This is a genomic window from Subtercola endophyticus (genome assembly GCF_021044565.1).
Classification (GTDB): Bacteria; Actinomycetota; Actinomycetes; order Actinomycetales; family Microbacteriaceae; genus Subtercola; species Subtercola endophyticus.
This window is the reverse complement of the sequence record NZ_CP087997.1, coordinates 2,071,538-2,088,440: the sequence shown is the minus strand read 5'-3', so window position 1 is coordinate 2,088,440 and position 16,903 is coordinate 2,071,538. Positions and strand designations below refer to the sequence as shown.

Genomic DNA, 16,903 nt, shown 5'->3' with positions numbered 1-16,903 from the left:
CTGCCGCCAGAGTTGCTGGCGGAGGCAGTGATGAAAGCGAAAGACGAGCTCGGCAGACGCGGCGAGCAACTTGCCGTCGACCACTTGGTCGGCGCGGGGTATACCATCGTGCAGCGCAATTGGCGGTGCACGCAGGGCGAGATCGACATCGTGGCGGAGCGCCGTGGAGTCGTGGTCTTCGTCGAGGTGAAGACCCGATCGGGGCTGCGGTACGGGCATCCGTTCGAGGCGATCACGGTGGCGAAGCTGGCGCGATTGAAACGGTTGAGCGCGGCATGGTGCGAGGCGCACGGGGCCGAGGCAACGGCTGAAGGCAACTCGGGCGACAGCGACGGCGACGGCGGCGTCGACGCGGCGGCGGCGAATCGTCGTCGCGCGCGGCGGCAGATCCGCATTGATGCGATCGGCGTCGTTGCACCGACGGGGCGCCCGGCAACGATCGAGCACCTCGAGGGCATCTTCTGATGGTGGCGCGCACGTATTCGGTGGCGCTGCTCGGAATGACCGGGTCGATGGTCGAGGTCGAGGCCGACATGGGCAACGGGTTGCCCACGCTGATGATCATCGGGTTGCCTGACACGGCGCTCGCTGACGCCCGTGACAGGGTGCGCGCGGCAGCGAGCAACTCCGGCTGCCCGCTGCCGGTGAGCAAGATCACCGTGAACCTCAGCCCGGCGGCGCTGCCCAAGCACGGTTCTACGTTCGACCTCGCGATCGCCATGGCCATTCTGGCGTCGTCGGGCAGCATCTCGGCTCGATCGGTCGAGGGCGTAGTGCATCTCGGCGAGATGAGTCTCGACGGGCGGCTGCGGCCGATGAACGGGGTGCTACCTGCGATAGCGGCGGCGGCTCGGGCCGGTTTCCGCACGTTCATGGTGCCGGCCGGCAACCGGCACGAGGCCGAGCTGGTACCCGACGTGACCATAGTGCCGGTCGTTTCGATGCGTGACGCGGCGATCTATCATGGCGGGTCGTTCGACCCGGTCGGCCTCGAGGTCATCGAGGGCAGCGAGCTCGTTACCGATAACGAACCGCATTACGAACTCGCCGACGTCATCGGCAATCCCGACTCCGTGCTCGCCTTAGTCGCCGCCGCGGCCGGAGGTCACCACATGTTCATGCTGGGCCCGCCTGGCGCCGGAAAGACCATGCTCGCCGCTCGGCTGCCCGGCTTGCTGCCCGATCTCGACACCGCGCAGGCGCTCGAGGTGAGCTCGATCCGGTCACTTGCCGGTGCCGGTGTTCCACGTACGCTGGCCACTCGGCCGCCCTTCGAGAGTCCACACCACACCGCAACAGCGGCATCGCTCATCGGCGGCGGATCGAAACAGATTCGCCCGGGCGCGGCTGCGCGCGCCTGTCACGGGGTACTTTTTCTCGACGAGGCACCCGAGTTCGCCACCAACGTGCTCGACTGTCTGAGGCAACCGCTCGAGTCCGGCATCATCTCGATTCATCGCGCAAACGCCGTGGCACGGTTTCCCGGGAGGTTTCAGCTCGTGCTCGCGGCGAATCCGTGCCCGTGCGGTCAGTACGGCGCCGCAGAGACGAACTGCGTGTGCACACCGAATACCCGACGGCGTTACCTCGCCCGGCTATCGGGGCCGCTGCTCGACCGCATCGACATTCAGGTGCAGGTGCGCCGCGTGACGGCGGGCGAACTCCGCACGGCACAGCTCGAGCCGCGCCTGACCACGGCGAAGGCGCGCTCTCAGGTTGCCGCCGCGCGCGGGCGAATGGCCGAAAGGCTCGTCGACACTCCCTGGAGTCTTAACAACCAAGTTTCGGGCGAGTGGTTGCGCGCAGGCCCGCGACGGCTCGGTCTTGATGTGACAGCCTCGCTCGATCGGGCCCTCGAGAGGGGCGGCATCACAATGCGCGGATACGACCGCATTCTGCGCGTCGCCTGGACTCTGGCCGACCTCGACGACGCAGACCAGCCCGATCTCGACCACGTGGGCCGTGCCCTCTACCTCAGAAAGTCACTAGCGACATGACCATTTTCTCGCTCGATGAAACGATCGTCTCGACCGCCGTCAAGGCGATCACCCACCGCGACGGCGAGGAGCCCGCAAACGATGGCGCCCGCTTTGACATTGCCGAGCGGTTCGCGCGGGCGACGTGGAGCGGCCTCGCCGAGCCCGGAGATGTCGTGGCCGGCACGCTGGTTCGTGCGCTCGGGGCGCCAGCAGCTCTTGGTGCCCTGCTCGAGCGCCATAAGAACGCCCGCATTCTCGAAGCGCTTGCGGAGGCCGGTGTCGAAACGGTGTCGTCTACGGTTCTGTCCCAGGCGCTGGATCGGTGGGCTCCTCGCCTGGGCTCGACCGCGGCGCTGAACTCCATGCAGTCGGCGGCACGGTGCGGTGCTCGTCTCATCGTGCCGAGCGATGCCGAGTGGCCCACCTCGCTCGCCGACCTCGGTGAACATGAACCCCTGGCGCTCTGGGTGCGCGGAAGGCCGGCCGAGTTTCGCCGAGCAAGCCACTCGGTCGCCCTCGTCGGCGCGCGGGCCGCGACCGGCTACGGCGAGCATGTGGCCATGGAGATGTCGGCAGGCCTCAGCGACCGGGGTGTGGGTGTGGTCTCGGGCGCGGCCTACGGAATCGACGGCATGGCGCACCGAGCCGCCCTTGCGAGTTCGGGCTTCACTGTCGCGTTTCTGGCCGGTGGGGTCGATCGGTTCTATCCCAGCGGCCACGACGCACTGCTGACGCGCATCGCGTCGGTGGGAGCGGTGGTCTCAGAGATGCCCTGTGGCTCGCCGCCGACCAAGTGGAGGTTTCTGCAGCGCAACCGCCTCATCGCCGCTCTGTCGCGCGCGACCGTGGTGGTGGAGGCGGGCACTCGCAGCGGTTCGCTCAATACGGCAGCCCACGCGGCGGCAATCGGCCGGCCGCTCGGTGCTGTGCCGGGCCCGGTGACGTCTGCATCGTCGGCGGGCTGTCATCGCTTACTGCGCGAGTACAACGCCGAGTGCGTCACGAACTCCGAGGAGGTCATCGGGCTGTTCTTGGCCGTCGGTGAGGCTCTCCCTCGCCGGGGCGACGAACGGGGTGCGGCGTCGGGCACAGGAGGGGAGAGAGGCGCCGAAGGCGCGGGCGAAGAGGTGCGGGGTGCGGATGGCGCGGCTCGCCGTTCGGGCGAGACACTGCGGCTGATGGATGCTCTCAGCAACCGCTCGGCACGCAGAACCGAGGAGCTGGCCAAGCGTGCGGGTCTGGGAATCGATCGCACGAGGGCCATGCTCGGGGTGCTGCAGGTCGCCGGTGATGTGATCGAAGTCGATCTCGGGTGGAAGAAGATAGAACCATGACGACGAGCCCCCAACCCAGCCACACGATCGCGCACATCAGCGACACGCACTTTCTCGCCGACGAGGCACTGCTCTACGGTGCAGTGAACACCGACGCCACGCTCTCTCGCATTTTGGCGAGGCTGGAGGCGTCGGGCATTCGGTTCGACGCGCTCGTCTTCACCGGCGACATCGCCGACCTCGGGCAGAGTGACGCCTACGCGCGCATCCGGTCGATCGTCGAACCGGTGGCCGATCGCCTCGGGGCGCAACTCGTCTGGGTGATGGGAAACCACGACTCTCGCGAGCGTCTGCGCACCGACCTGCTCGACATCGCGGCGAGCGACGAGCCCGTCGACCGTGTCTTCGACCTGAACGGGTTGCGGCTCATTGCGCTCGACACCTCGGTTCCCGGCTTTCATCACGGCGAGCTCACCGATGCGCAGCTGGCCTGGCTCGGCGACGTGCTGGCCCAGCCCGCGCCGAAGGGCACGCTCATCGCGTTGCATCACCCGCCCATTCCGACGACACTCCCATTGATGCCCATTCTTGAATTGCAGGAGCAGCAGCGCTTTGCCGACGTTGTTCGGGCGACGGATGTTCGGGGCATTCTCGGCGGCCACCTGCACTACTCGACCCACTCGTTGTTCGCGGGAATTCCGATTTCGGTGGCCGCCGCGACGTGTTACACGATGGATACCGTCTCAGAGCGTGGTCTGCTCGCGGGGATGAACGGCGGCCAATCCATCAACGTCGTCACGGTCTACGACGACCAGGTCGTTCACTCGGCCGTGCCGATCGGCGACTACGAGGTCGTCACGTCGTTCCCGGCAGAATTCGTGTCGAAGGTCGAAGCGCTCTCGCCTGCCGAGCAGAAAAACGCCTTCTCCCGCCAGGTTCCGCCAGCGGAGTGATCGGTTGGCGGCGCGCCTGTCGTCGGTGAGGCGTGCGACGGCGCGTGTGGGGCATGCTGAAGGAATGGATCTCGGGCAGAGCATCGACGACTTCGTGTCGTACCTCGCGCTTGAGCGCGGCTATTCGCCGAACACCATCCGGTCGTACTCCTCCGACCTCGCGACGCTTCGCGCGTTCGCCGCGCAGCGACAAGCTGCCGCCCGAGCTGTGTCCGCTGCTCCCGCTGCGGCCCCCGCTCCCGCTGCCGCCGCGAGCGTGCCGTCGGCAACCTCCGATGTGGAGTTGACGCTCGAATTGCTGCGCGACTGGCTGTGGGATGCATCGAACCGGGGGTTCTCGAAAGCCACCCTGGCGCGGCGATCTGCGACGACGAAGAGCTTCTCGGCCTGGCTGTCACGCACCCACCGGCAGCCCGTCGACAACGCCATTCGACTTCGCGCGCCCAAGCCCGAGCGGTCTCTGCCGAGGGTGCTGAGCCGCGCGTCGATGCAGGTGCTGTTCGACGCTCTCGAAATCGCGGCCGCGGAGGGCGACCCGGTTGCCGAGCGTGACCGGGCGATCGTCGAACTGCTGTACGCCTCAGCCTTGCGCGTGTCGGAACTCGTCGGCATCGACGTCGACGACCTCGACGATTCGCGGCGCACGGTGCTCGTGACCGGCAAGGGCTCGAAACAGCGCGTCGTGCCGTTCGGAGCGCCTGCGGCAGAAGCGATCGCCCAGTATCGGGAACACGGCAGACGCGCTCTGCTCGCTCGCGCGAGCGCCCCTGACTCAGCGGCTGTGCCGTCGCCGGCGCGGGCGAAGGCGGCGGTCGCAGCTGCGCCGGCGGCCTCCGCGCTGTTTCTCAACACTCGCGGGGCGCGAATGGGCACGCGTTCGGTCTACGCCCTCGTCTCGAAGCTGCTTCAGGGCGTTCCCGGATCAGGCCCCGAGGGCCCCCACGCGTTTCGGCACACCGCGGCAACGCACCTGCTCGACGGGGGAGCCGATCTTCGGGCGGTACAAGAGATGCTCGGCCACGCCAGCCTCGGCACCACCCAGATCTACACCCACGTCACGACCGAGCGGCTTCGCCAGACGTACCTCGCTGCCCACCCGAGGGCCTAAGGCGATACGTCTTCGTTCGGCGCCAGCGCCGGGATCCGCAGCATTCGGCAGCAGCACCGCGCGCGGCACCGCGCCGAGCAACAACAACGGCGACACATATTCTCCGTTCAGCCGCACTCCGAGGTGCACGCACGCCACCGGGCAGTGCACCCACGCCGCCACAACGCCGATCTGCTCTCCGGCAGCAACGACGTCGCCTGCCGCGACGATCGGCGAGACGGGCTCGACAGTGCTGACAAAACCGCCGGGATGCACGATCGACACCAGCGGGCGATCGACAACCACTCCCGCGAACGACACCACCCCCGCCGCTGTGGCGACGACGGGCTCGCCCACGTCGGCCGCCAGGTCGATTCCGCGGTGCCCGGCCGAATAGCGGGTCTCTGGCGCTTCGAAGCCCCGAAGAACCACGTGTTGCGGGCCGACGGGCCACACCCCGTGCATCCGGTCGCCCACGGGCGCCGCTAGCACGCCGCCGCCGACCTCAGCGAGATCACCGCTCGCCGCCGGCGCCCAGACGCCGCCGACGACGACCGTAGCGACGATCAGGAGAACCCGCACCCATACTGTGTTTTTTCGCATGCGAACAGCGTCGTCGCCGCGAACGCAACCCCCGAGCCATTTCGCCCGATCTGTGGATCATCGTGCCAAGATCGGAGATGTGAGTAGAACCATCCACCGCGGCATCTGACGCGGCTTCACTGTTCGAAGGGGTAGCAATGTCTGGCACGGCTAGCACAACGGGGTCTGGCGTTTCAGAGAAAGACCTGCAGAAAAAACTCAATCGCAAGGTGATCGGCCTTTCGATCGCGGCGGCCCTCGGCGGCTTCTTGTTCGGGTTCGACTCCTCGGTCATCAACGGCGCGGTCGACGCGATCAAGAGCGACTTCGACCTGGGCGGCGTTCCGCTGCTGAGCGGTTTTGTCGTCGCCTCAGCCTTGCTCGGTTGCGCGATCGGCGCCTACTTCGCCGGCCGGCTGGCCGACCGCATGGGCCGTATTCCGGTCATGCTCATCGGCGCCGGGCTCTTTCTGGTCAGCTCCATCGGCTCGGCCTTCGCCTTCGCCGTGTGGGATCTGGTGCTCTGGCGCGTGCTCGGCGGCCTCGGCATCGGTATCGCCTCGGTGATCGCTCCGGCGTACATCGCCGAGATCGCGCCGAAGGCCGTGCGCGGCAGTCTCGCGTCGCTGCAGCAACTGGCCATCACGCTCGGTATCTTCGCCGCCCTGCTCTCTGACGCGATTCTCGCGAATGCGGCCGGCGACGCCAACAGTCCGCTCTGGTTCGGCGCCGACGCCTGGCGGTGGATGTTCGTGATGTGCGCCATTCCGGCCATCGTTTACGGCCTGCTTGCCTTGCGGTTACCGGAATCGCCGAGGTATCTGGCGAACAAGGGGCGGCAGGATGACGCGCGAGACGTTCTGGCCAGTGTCATGCCGAAGCATCAGGTCGACGATGCCCTGAACGAGATCGAACGCACCCTGAAGGAAGACAAGGAGAACGCTCGAACGGCCTCGCTACGCGGCAAGCTGTTCGGTCTACTGCCTGTCGTATGGGTGGGCATTCTGCTCTCGATGTTCCAGCAACTTGTGGGCATCAACGTGATCTTCTACTACTCGACGTCGTTGTGGGCCTCGGTCGGCTTCGACACCACGAATCCGGGCACGTCTCTCACGATCTCGGTGGTCACGTCGGTGGTGAACGTCGCCGTCACCTTCGTGGCGATCTTCTTCGTCGACAAGGTCGGTCGAAGGCCGCTACTGCTCAGCGGTTCGATCGGCATGTTCATCTCGCTCGGTGTGATGGCGCTTGCCTTCGCGCAGTCGGTTCAGGTCAACGGCAGCCCCTCTCTTCCGGGCGCCTGGGGGCCCATTGCGCTGGTCGCCGCGAACCTCTTCGTGATCTGCTTCGGTGCGACCTGGGGTCCGCTGGTCTGGGTTCTGCTCGGCGAGATCTTTCCGAACCGCATTCGCGGCAAGGCGCTCGGCGTTGCGGCTGCGGCTCAGTGGCTCACCAACTTCGCCATCACCGAGACCTTCCCGGCGCTGTCTGACTTCTCGCTCACCTTCACCTACGGCATGTACGCGTTCTTCGCGCTCGTGTCGTTCTTCTTCGTGTTCTTCGCCGTTCCCGAGACCAAGGGCCGGTCGCTGGAGAGTATGGATGATCTGAAGGTCGACCGCGGCGGACGAGCGGCGAAGGCAGCCGCTGCCCTCAAGGCGGATGCCCCGGCGTAAATTCCGTTCGAAGGTGCTATTCTTGTAGACGCGCCGCGCTTGTCGCGGTGACTACGCGTGCCGTTTCGGCCGCCAAATCCATTCGGTCTGCGAATCAGACGCCCAAACGGCGTTCGAAGTGCGGCGGGTTTGTGCCGGGCACCAGGAGAGGCGATCATCCGGTCGTCGCTAGCAACCGATTTGGGTTCGCCGTGCATCCGTGCGCCGCGGCCCGCAGAACAGGAGAACGGCCATGGCCGTTGTAACCATTCGCCAGCTGCTCGACAGCGGCGTTCACTTCGGGCACCAGACCCGCCGGTGGAACCCGAAAATGAAGCGCTTCATTCTGACCGAGCGCTCGGGCAGCCACATCATCGACCTGCAGCAGTCGCTGGCCTACATCGACAAGACCTACGACTACGTCAAAGAGACCGTGGCGCACGGCGGCACCGTTCTTTTCGTCGGCACCAAGAAGCAGGCTCAGGGGTCCATCGCCGAGCAGGCGACCCGTGTCGGCCAGCCCTACGTCAACCAGCGCTGGCTCGGTGGGCTCCTCACCAACTTCCAGACGGTGTCGAAGCGTCTCGCCCGCATGAAAGAGCTCGAAGAGCTCGACTTCGAAGACACCGCGAAGAGCGGTTTCACGAAGAAAGAGCTGCTCATCAAGAAGCGCGAGCTCGACAAGCTGCACAAGAGCCTCGGTGGTATTCGTAACCTCACGAAGACCCCGTCGGCGCTCTGGGTGGTCGACACCAAGAAAGAGCACCTCGCCATCGACGAGGCCCGCAAGCTCGGCATCCCGGTCATCGGCATTCTCGACACGAACTGCGACCCCGACGAAGTTCAGTACCCGATTCCGGGTAACGACGACGCCATCCGTTCGGTAGGCCTGTTGACTCGCATCATCGCCGACGCTGCGGCCGAAGGCCTCATCCAGCGTCACCAGAAGCCCGAAGAGGCCGGTAACGTCTCGGCCGTCGAGCCCCTCGCCGAGTGGGAGCGCGAGCTGCTCGAGACGAGCACCGTCGAGCTGGCTGCGACCGAAATCGAAGTAGCCGTCGAGCTCGAGGTCGAGGGCCAGCCTGAGGCTGTCGTCGAGGCTGCTGCAACCGATGCTGCGGAGATCGTCGAAGACATCGTCGAGCTTGCCGAAGAGCCGAACACCGAAGAGAACGACGCTGACGCGCAGCTCATCGGCAAGAACATCGGCGACCCGGTGGCGCACCCCGTCGCCCCGTCGCGCGGCGAAACGCTCTCCGAATAGAACCACTGGTCGCAACCACGATTGCGACTCGAGAAACGACAACAAGCTGTGCCCGGGGTGACTCGGGCACAGTCATTTAGCTAGGAGTAAAAAAAGCACATGGCAAATTTCAACGTTGCCGACGTTAAGATCCTGCGTGACCGCCTCGGTGCCGGAATGGTCGACAGCAAGAACGCTCTGGTCGAGGCCGATGGTGACATCGACAAGGCCATCGAGATTCTGCGTCTCAAGGGCCAGAAGGGCGTGGCGAAGCGCGAAGGCCGCGCCACCAGCGAGGGCCTTGTAGCCGCTAAAGAGAACGGCAACAGTGCCACTCTCATCGAGCTGGCCTGTGAGACCGACTTCGTGGCGAAGAACCAGAAGTTCATCGACCTGAGCGAGAAGGTTCTCGACGCGACCGTCGCCGCGAACGCGAGCACCGTCGCCGAAGCTCTGGGCGCCGCCTGCGGCCCGCACCAGACCGTCGCCGAGGTCATCACCGACGAGGCCGCGATTCTGGGCGAGAAGCTCGAACTGCGTCGTGTCGCCCAGGTGGGCGGCGAGCACTTCGCGATCTACCTGCACCGCACGAGCAAAGACCTGCCCCCGCAGGTCGGCGTCATCGTGGGCTACATCGGTGACGATGCAGACACTGCACGCAGCATCGCGCAGCACATTTCGTTCGCGAACCCCGAGTACTTGAACCGCGAGGGTGTTCCCGCCGACGCGGTCGAGGCCGAGCGCAAGATCGTGACCGAGATCGCCGAAAACGAGGGTAAGCCTGCTGCGGCGCTGCCGAAGATCATCGAGGGTCGCCTGACCGGGTACTTCAAGCAGGTCGCACTGCTCGACCAGGACTACGCCAAAGACAACAAGCTGTCTGTCGGCAAGGTCGTCGCCGACGCAGGCCTGACCATCACGGGCTTCGCCCGGTTCAAGGTCGGCGCGTAGCCACAAACATCAAAAAGGGGCGGCGGAAGTCGCCCCTTTTTCGCGCCCGAAAGGTCACCCGGTTTACCGGTAGCCTGTTGAACGTAGCGACGAAGGGAATCTGCCTCACATGACAGACACAACCAAGAAAAGGCGTGTACTGCTGAAGCTCTCGGGGGAGGCTTTCGGCGGTGGCGCACTCGGTGTTAATCCCGATGTCGTCGGAGCACTGGCTCGTGAGATAGCCGAGGCTGCAAAGACCGTTGAGATCGCCGTCGTTGTGGGGGGCGGCAACTTCTTTCGTGGTGCAGAGCTCTCCCAGCGGGGCATGGATCGCGGCCGAGCGGACTACATGGGCATGCTCGGCACAGTGATGAACGCCCTCGCGCTGCAAGACTTTCTGGAGCAGGCCGGGGCCGAGACGCGGGTGCAGTCGGCCATCTCGATGACCCAGGTGGCTGAGCCGTACATCCCCCGTCGTGCCGAGCGGCACCTCGAGAAAGGCCGTGTGGTCATCTTCGGCGCCGGCGCCGGGCTACCGTACTTCTCGACCGACACGGTCGCCGCCCAGCGCGCCCTCGAGATCGGCGCCGATGTCGTGCTGGTCGCGAAGAACGGTGTCGACGGCGTTTACGACTCCGACCCGCGCACCAACCCCGACGCCAAGAAGATCGACCGGCTGACCTACATCGACGCGCTGCAGCGTGAGCTCAAGGTCGTCGACTCCACAGCGTTCAGCTTGTGTATGGACAACCGGATGCCCATGGTGGTGTTCGGCATGGAGCCCAACGGCAACGTGGCCCGCGCCATTCTCGGCGAAGAGATCGGCACGCTGGTTCACACCTCGCACGAGTAGCTGGTTCGAGCAGCTCGCACGAGTAGACCGCCACGAGAGACGCTCGAGCAAGCAGAACATTCGCACGACCTCTAAACTTAGGGCTTGAAGTAAGGGAGTTCCACCGTGATTGCCGATGTGCTGACCGATGCCGCCGAACGCATGAAAAAGGCCCTCGAGGCCACCAAAGAAGATTTCTCGACAGTGCGCACCGGCCGTGCGAACCCGTCGTTGTTCCAGAAGGTGCTGGTGGACTATTACGGCTCGCCCACACCTCTCGCCCAGCTCGCCTCGCTCGCGAACCCCGAGGCTCGCACGATCATCGTCACGCCTTATGACAAGGGTGCTCTGCGCGACATCGAGCAGGCACTGCGCGACATGCCGAACCTGGGCGCGAACCCCACGAACGATGGCAACATCATTCGTGTCACGCTGCCCGACCTCACCGAAGAGCGCCGCAAAGAGTTCGTCAAGCTCGTGAAGGGCAAGGCCGAAGACGGCAAGGTCTCGGTGCGCAACATCCGCCGCAAGGCGAAAGACGATCTCGACGCCCTGAAGAGCGAAGTCGGCGACGACGAGGTCGGGCGTGCTGAGAAAGAACTCGAGGCGAACACGAAAGCAACGGTCGATGCCATCGACGATGCTCTGAAGCGCAAAGAGACCGAACTGCTGGAAATCTAGGTCACCCATGAGCAATGACCCCGGGGCGGCTGATCAGGCGGCGAAGCCTCAGAAGCCGAAACGTTCCGGGCAGGGCATTTCGCGGGCCGAACTCGAAGAGCGAGTGCGAGCCCGCCGAGAGCAGTTCGACGAGGTCAATGAGAAGATTGCTGCTCGCACCGGGCGAAACCTCGTCAGCGCGATAGCCATCGGGCTCGGCCTCGGGCTCATCATGCTGTTCAGCCTGCTGTTCTTTCCGGTCGTGTTCTTCATCTTCGTGGGTGTACTGACGTGCCTGGCATCCGCTGAGCTCGTCGGTGCCCTCGGTAAATCGGGGCGTCACGTTCCCCTGATTCCAACGCTGATCTCGGCGGCGGCCGTGTCGGTGGCGGCGTACTTCTGGGGGCAGCAGGGGCAATGGCTCATTCTGCTCGCCGGCAGCGTGTTCGTTTTACTCTGGCGCCTGGTGGAGCTCGCTGTGCCGAAGTATCGCACGAGCTCGGCGTCGGTGTTCCGCGATCTCGCGGCGGGGTTCTTCGTTCAGGCCTACGTCGTGTTTCTCGGCAGCATCTCGATTCTGCTCGTGACTCAGCCCGACGGTCGCTGGTGGGTGCTGTCGTTCATGATCGTGGTGATCTGCGTCGATACGGGCGCGTACGCCACAGGGCTCAACTTCGGCAAACACCCGATGGCGCCCAGAATCAGCCCGAAGAAGACGTGGGAGGGCTTTGCCGGCGCCGCCGGTCTGGCCCTCATCGCCGGCCTCATTCTCGGCATCTTCTTGCTCCAGCAGCCCTGGTGGGTGGGCCTCATCCTCGGGGCGGTCATCACTGCGACGGCGACCTTCGGCGACCTGGCCGAGTCTCTGCTGAAGCGCGACATGGGCATCAAAGACATGAGCACCTGGCTGCCCGGGCACGGCGGTTTTCTCGATCGGCTCGACTCGATGTTGCCTTCCGCCGTCGCGGCGTACGCACTTTTTGTGATCTTCCACTGACACTCCGTGCGGCCTTCGGTCAGCTTGGCACCAGAAGAGTTGGCACAATGGGTGCGTGAGTCAAACGTTTCCGGTCAGTCGCAAGTCAGCAATGGGCTACAACGTCGACGAGGTAGAGAAGTTCTTGAGCGACGCACGCGCGGCCTACGAGGCGCAGGGCGACCCCTCGCGCGGGACATCCGACGTCGACTTGGATTCGCGGGGCATCCGTCGCACCTCGTTCTCGCTGCAGAAGGGCGGGTACTCGACGAGTCACGTCGACGCGGCCCTCGAGCGGCTCGAAGACGCCTTTTCTGCGCGCGAGCGTGCGCGGGCCAAGCACGAAATCGGCGATGAGAAGTGGTACACCTTGAGCCGTGACCGGGCTCGAGAGATCGTCGGGCGACTCGAGCGCGGGCGCGGGCACAAGTTCCGGCGGGTGGGCATTCTCACCGGCGGCTACGATCGCGGCGACGTCGACGACTTCTGCGAGACGGTCGCGGGCTATTTTCGCGGCACCGAGACCGTGACTGTCGACGACGTGCGCAACGCCATTTTTCGCCCGAAGCTGGGCGGCTACAACGAGGCTCAGGTCGACGCCGTGCTCGACGCGGTCGTCGACGTGATGCTCTCGGTGCAGTAAACCCGCACGGATTGCGGATGATCGGGGCGATGATTCGGGGGAGGCACCATGCGCAATGAGGTCGTGGCCGTCATCGGCGTCATCGTCATCGTGGGCGTTTCGGTCTTCGCTCCGCGGCTGAAGATTGCGGCGCCGATCATCCTGGTTCTGATCGGAATCGGCATTTCGATCATTCCCGGTGTTCAACCGGTTGTCGTGCCGTCGGCGCTCATTCTCACCGTTGTGCTGCCGCCGCTGCTCTACGCCTCGGCCATCAATCTGCCGCTCAGCGACTTTCGCAAGAACATCGTGAGCATCACGGGGCTGTCGGTCGCCCTCGTGTTCGTGAGCGCCTTCGGCACCGGGCTCCTGCTGTTCTGGCTCTTTCCGCAGCTCAGCCTCGCCTCGGCCATCGCTCTCGGCGCGGTGATCAGCCCAACCGACGCGGTGTCTGCAGCCTCGATCGCCAAGCGGCTCGGCCTGCCGCACCGGCTGGTAGCGGTGATCGAGGGCGAGAGCCTCGTCAACGATGCGTCAGCACTGGTGCTGCTGCGCTCGGCCGTGGCAGCCACGGCGGGAGCGGTGAGCATCTGGCAGGTCGGCGGTTCGTTCGTGTATTCGGTGGTCATCGCCGCGATCGTCGGCGGTATCGTCGGCGTGGTCACCGTGTGGGTGCGATCGAAGCTGCGCGACCCCGTTCTCACCACCGCCATCTCGTTCGCGGTGCCGTTTCTGGCCTACGTGCCCGCCGAGGAGATCGGCGCGTCGGGCGTGTTGGCGGTGGTGGCCGCAGGCCTGCTGACCGGGCACTTCGGAGCCAAATATTTCTCCGCGCCGTCGCGCATCAGCGAGCGGCTCACCTGGCGCACGTTGTCGTTCTTGCTGGAGAACGCGGTCTTTCTCATCATGGGCCTGCAGCTGAAGGGCCTGCTCGAGTCTGTGGTCGATCAGAAGCTGAGTGTGCAGCAAGCCGTGCTGTTCGGGCTGTACGCGACGGTTCTGCTGATCATCCTGCGCTTCGTTTTCGTCATGCCTCCTGCGGTGCTGATGTCGTGGCGGTACCGGCGCCGGCTCGCGCGGCAGGGAGTCGCGTTCGATCCGGGTGCTCCAGACGCCCCGGCCGGTGCTCCTGGCGGCCTGGTGCTGTCGTGGAGCGGCATGCGGGGTGTCGTGACGCTGGCTGCGGCGCAATCGTTGCCCGAAAACACTCCGTACCGGCCACAACTGATTCTCATCGCATTCACGGTGGCGATCGTGACACTGGTGCTGCAGGGCACGACCTTGCCGTTCGTGATTCGGTGGTCGGGCATCCGGCTGGCCAGCCCCGTCGCCGATCGGGAGGAGTTCGCCTCTCTCGTGGACGAGCTGCAAGAGGCGGGCAGGGGGATGCTCGAGAACCCCTCCCTCGTACTGTCAGACGGCACCGTTCCAGACCCCGAGGTGGTTGAGCGGGTGCGCCACGACGCACTGCTGCGCAGCCAGTCGGCGTGGGAGCTCGCGCAGACCGCCGAGCACGCTGCGGTGGCTCCCGGTGCCCTCCCGTCGAGCGAGCAGTACCGCGAGCTGCGCCTCGAGGTGCTGCGGGTCGAACGCGAAACGCTGCTCGATGCCCGCGACCGCGAGTCGTTCAGTTCGCACGCCATCACCAAGGCGCACGAGATGCTTGACCTCGAGGAGTCGCGGCTGGTGCAGAACGAAGGTCTGGCCGACTGAAGCGCTGGCCGAGGGCCGAGGGATGCCCGGCGGCTACCCGCCCGCACGATCGTAGGATGGAAGGCATGCCCCGCAGCAATCACCCCCGAAAGGCGAAGCGCGCCACACCGGGCCGTGCGGGCGTCGGCGCGGCAGCGGGCAGCGGCTCGGCGGGGGGCGCTGACGACGACGAGCCGAGCATCGAGCGACTGCTGACCGGCTGGCGCAGCACCGAGCACCGCCGCTCGGGCGACTGGAACGTGCAGCCCATCTCGGCGCTGCAGGCGACCAAAGAGTACATGTGCCCCGGCTGCCTGCAGGCCATCACGCCCGGCACCGCGCACCTCGTCGCCTGGCGCGCCGACGGAGTTCTGGGTGACGCTGCCGACCTCGCCGCGCGCCGCCATTGGCACACTCACTGCTGGAAGATCGGAACATAACGTGGCACCCACCGTCGAGGTACGAAGCGGCGTCGAGCTGCCCGCGACCCGCACCGACATCGAGCTGCACACCGCCGATGGGCTCACCCTGGTCGGCGAACTCGCGGTGCCCGTCGACAAGCCGCCCGTAGCGACTCTCGTCACGCTCCATCCGCTGCCGACTGCGGGCGGATTCATGGATTCGCACGTGCTGCGCAAAGCGGCGAACCGACTGCCCGCGCTAGCCGATCTGGCCGTGCTGCGCTTCAATACGCGGGGCACGTCGTCTCCGCGCGGCAGAAGCGGGGGTGCCTTCGACGAGGGAACGGATGAACGGCTCGACCTCGACTCGGCTATGCGCTTCGTCACCGAGCACCAGCTGCCGCATCCCTGGCTTGTCGGCTGGTCGTTCGGCACCGAACTCGCCCTGAAATACGGGCTGGAGCACAACATCGACGGGGCGATTCTCCTTTCGCCGCCGCTGCACCGCGCGACGGAGGCCGAGCTCGCCGCGTGGGCGACGAACAGCGTGCCGCTCGTCGCGCTCATTCCCGAGTTCGACGACTTTCTGCGCCCGGAGGAGGCTCGAGAGCGTTTCTCGGTCGTGCCCGACATCGACCTCGTCGAAATCGCGGGCGGAAAGCATCTGTGGGTGGGGGAGACGCAAGTGAAACGTGTGCTGAACGAGATCGTGGCGCACGTGAATCCCGCCGCAGCGCCGCTGCCCGAGACGTACGAACTCGAGTAGGTTCTGGCGGGCATCCGTTCGCCCGGCGCAGCCAGCCAGTCGCCGCAGCACTGTTACCGGTCCTCAGCGCTCGTTCTTCCTCAGCGCTCGTTCTGAAGGGGAATCACGACCTGCTTCACGACGAGAATGATCGACGCCGCGATGGGAATCGCGATCAGCGCCCCGAGCACGCCCAGTAGTGAGGCGCCGGCCAACGCGGCGATCACCACCACCGACCCTGGCACCGAGACCGCTCGCCGCATGATGTTCGGGCTCAAGAAGTACGCCTCGACCTGCATGTAGATGAGGTAGTAGATCGCCGCGACCAACGCCGTGAGCGGCGATCCGATTCCGGGGATGAGGCAGACGGCCACGATGATGACCGATCCCGAGATGGTTCCGACGAGCGGAATCAGCGAGAGCAGCCCGGCGATGAACGCCAGCACGGCGGCATAGGGCGCCTGGATGATCGACAAGAAGATGAAGCTGAGCACTCCGTTGCACATGCCGAGCACCACCTGCCCGATCACGTAACGCCCTACCGCGTCGGTGACCTGCTCGCCGAGATCGGCGAACCGCTCGCGCTTCGACGCGGGAACGAGCAGATACACCGTGCGTTTCATCATGGCCAGGTTCGCCGTGAAGAACAGGGTCAGAATGATCACGATCACGGTTCCGAAGATGCCGTTCGCAATGCCGACTCCCACCGCCAGCGCACCACCGGCGATGGTCGTGATATTGCCGGGGTCTTGCAGATATTTCGTCACGGCATCCACCACCGCCTGCACGTCGATGAAACCGCCGAGTCGATCGCTCAGGTCAGACGCCCAGGTCGACGACTGAAAGCCGCGCAGCAGCACGGGAATCTGGCCGAACAGCTGAGTGAGCTGGTCGATGATGATCGGCAGCACGGCGAAGACGAGCCCGGTGATGATCGCCGCCACCCCGACGATCACGATCAGAATCGCGAGCGATCGCCTGACGTGCCGAGACTCGAGCCATGACACGACCGGGTCGAGGCCGAGCGCGAGAAAGATGGCGATGCCCACGTAGGTGAGCACGGTGGCCAGGTTGCCGATGGCCATCAGAATGACGATTCCGAGGCCGACACCGAGCGTACCGACGAGTCCCAGGGTGAAGGCGTTCCGAATCTTCACCGTTGCTCCTCAGGTCGTGCTCTGCCAGCAAATCTAGCGCCTGCACATGACAACCCAGAAGTCTGGGAGCATTCACAAGCAGGATCGGCTATCTTTTAATGTCTTGTCTGGA

The 16,903-nt window shown here is 65.4% G+C and carries 16 protein-coding genes and 1 pseudogene; 15 read left to right on the top strand and 2 right to left on the bottom strand.

All coding sequences use genetic code 11. The features are described 5' to 3' along the window. Nucleotides 1–30 precede the first annotated feature (30 nt). The 5 genes from LQ955_RS09755 (at nt 31) to LQ955_RS09735 (ending at nt 5,314) form a co-directional block, all read left to right on the top strand. Nucleotides 31–465: a YraN family protein gene (locus LQ955_RS09755; protein WP_231027957.1), complete on the top strand. Its 435-nt coding sequence runs from the start codon at nt 31–33 to the stop codon at nt 463–465. Continuing rightward, entirely contained in the window at nt 462–1,997 is a 1,536-nt protein-coding gene (locus LQ955_RS09750) for a YifB family Mg chelatase-like AAA ATPase (RefSeq protein WP_231028104.1), read from the top strand. Before LQ955_RS09755 ends, LQ955_RS09750 begins: the two co-directional genes overlap by 4 nt. Continuing rightward, on the top strand, nt 1,994–3,313 hold the full coding sequence (gene dprA, locus LQ955_RS09745) for a DNA-processing protein DprA (protein WP_231027956.1): 1,320 nt from the start codon (nt 1,994–1,996) through the stop codon (nt 3,311–3,313). The genes LQ955_RS09750 and dprA overlap by 4 nt, the downstream gene beginning before the upstream one ends. Further along, complete coding sequence (locus tag LQ955_RS09740) at nt 3,310–4,206, top strand: phosphodiesterase (RefSeq protein ID WP_231027955.1); 897 nt, start codon at nt 3,310–3,312, stop codon at nt 4,204–4,206. The genes dprA and LQ955_RS09740 overlap by 4 nt, the downstream gene beginning before the upstream one ends. A gap of 64 nt (nt 4,207–4,270) precedes the next feature. Beyond that, entirely contained in the window at nt 4,271–5,314 is a 1,044-nt protein-coding gene (locus tag LQ955_RS09735) for a tyrosine-type recombinase/integrase (RefSeq protein ID WP_231027954.1), read from the top strand. Nucleotides 5,315–5,413: 99 nt separating this feature from the next. On the opposite strand, the pseudogene LQ955_RS09730 reads toward LQ955_RS09735, so the two are convergent. Further along, a pseudogene (locus LQ955_RS09730) lies at nt 5,414–5,758 on the bottom strand (peptidoglycan DD-metalloendopeptidase family protein); the annotation flags it as partial. Nucleotides 5,759–6,033: 275 nt separating this feature from the next. Between LQ955_RS09730 and LQ955_RS09725 the strand changes: the two are divergent. The 10 genes from LQ955_RS09725 to LQ955_RS09680 all read left to right on the top strand — a co-directional run bounded on the left by LQ955_RS09725 (nt 6,034) and on the right by LQ955_RS09680 (nt 15,655). Next, nucleotides 6,034–7,551: a sugar porter family MFS transporter gene (locus LQ955_RS09725; RefSeq protein ID WP_231027953.1), complete on the top strand. Its 1,518-nt coding sequence runs from the start codon at nt 6,034–6,036 to the stop codon at nt 7,549–7,551. A 232-nt stretch (nt 7,552–7,783) separates the two neighbouring features. Beyond that, nucleotides 7,784–8,794 carry a 30S ribosomal protein S2 gene (gene rpsB / locus LQ955_RS09720; RefSeq protein ID WP_231027952.1) on the top strand — a complete coding sequence of 337 codons (1,011 nt, stop codon included), beginning with the start codon at nt 7,784–7,786 and terminating at the stop codon, nt 8,792–8,794. A 99-nt stretch (nt 8,795–8,893) separates the two neighbouring features. Further along, nucleotides 8,894–9,724, top strand: coding sequence for a translation elongation factor Ts (gene tsf, locus LQ955_RS09715; RefSeq protein WP_231027951.1), 831 nt, complete (start codon nt 8,894–8,896; stop codon nt 9,722–9,724). A gap of 109 nt (nt 9,725–9,833) precedes the next feature. Further along, the gene (pyrH, locus tag LQ955_RS09710) at nt 9,834–10,559 is read left to right on the top strand and encodes a UMP kinase (protein ID WP_231027950.1); all 726 of its coding nucleotides are present in this window, start codon (nt 9,834–9,836) and stop codon (nt 10,557–10,559) included. A 105-nt stretch (nt 10,560–10,664) separates the two neighbouring features. Further along, a complete protein-coding gene (gene frr, locus LQ955_RS09705) occupies nt 10,665–11,219 on the top strand; it encodes a ribosome recycling factor (RefSeq protein ID WP_231027949.1) in 555 nt (184 codons plus the stop codon). Between the two features lie 7 nt (nt 11,220–11,226). Further along, nucleotides 11,227–12,195, top strand: a complete 969-nt coding sequence (locus tag LQ955_RS09700; protein WP_231027948.1) for a phosphatidate cytidylyltransferase — start codon at nt 11,227–11,229, stop codon at nt 12,193–12,195. A gap of 55 nt (nt 12,196–12,250) precedes the next feature. After that, nucleotides 12,251–12,817 carry a DivIVA domain-containing protein gene (locus LQ955_RS09695; RefSeq protein ID WP_231027947.1) on the top strand — a complete coding sequence of 189 codons (567 nt, stop codon included), beginning with the start codon at nt 12,251–12,253 and terminating at the stop codon, nt 12,815–12,817. Between the two features lie 48 nt (nt 12,818–12,865). Then, nucleotides 12,866–14,509 carry a cation:proton antiporter gene (locus tag LQ955_RS09690; RefSeq protein WP_231027946.1) on the top strand — a complete coding sequence of 548 codons (1,644 nt, stop codon included), beginning with the start codon at nt 12,866–12,868 and terminating at the stop codon, nt 14,507–14,509. 65 nt (nt 14,510–14,574) lie between these two features. Then, nucleotides 14,575–14,928 (top strand): hypothetical protein, encoded by a 354-nt coding sequence (locus LQ955_RS09685; protein ID WP_231027945.1) that lies wholly within the window; start codon nt 14,575–14,577, stop codon nt 14,926–14,928. Between the two features lies 1 nt (nt 14,929). Further along, complete coding sequence (locus LQ955_RS09680) at nt 14,930–15,655, top strand: alpha/beta hydrolase (RefSeq protein WP_231027944.1); 726 nt, start codon at nt 14,930–14,932, stop codon at nt 15,653–15,655. Nucleotides 15,656–15,735: 80 nt separating this feature from the next. On the opposite strand, the gene LQ955_RS09675 is transcribed toward LQ955_RS09680, so the two are convergent. Continuing rightward, complete coding sequence (locus tag LQ955_RS09675; protein WP_231027943.1) at nt 15,736–16,791, bottom strand: AI-2E family transporter; 1,056 nt, start codon at nt 16,789–16,791, stop codon at nt 15,736–15,738. Between the last annotated feature and the right edge of the window lie 112 nt (nt 16,792–16,903).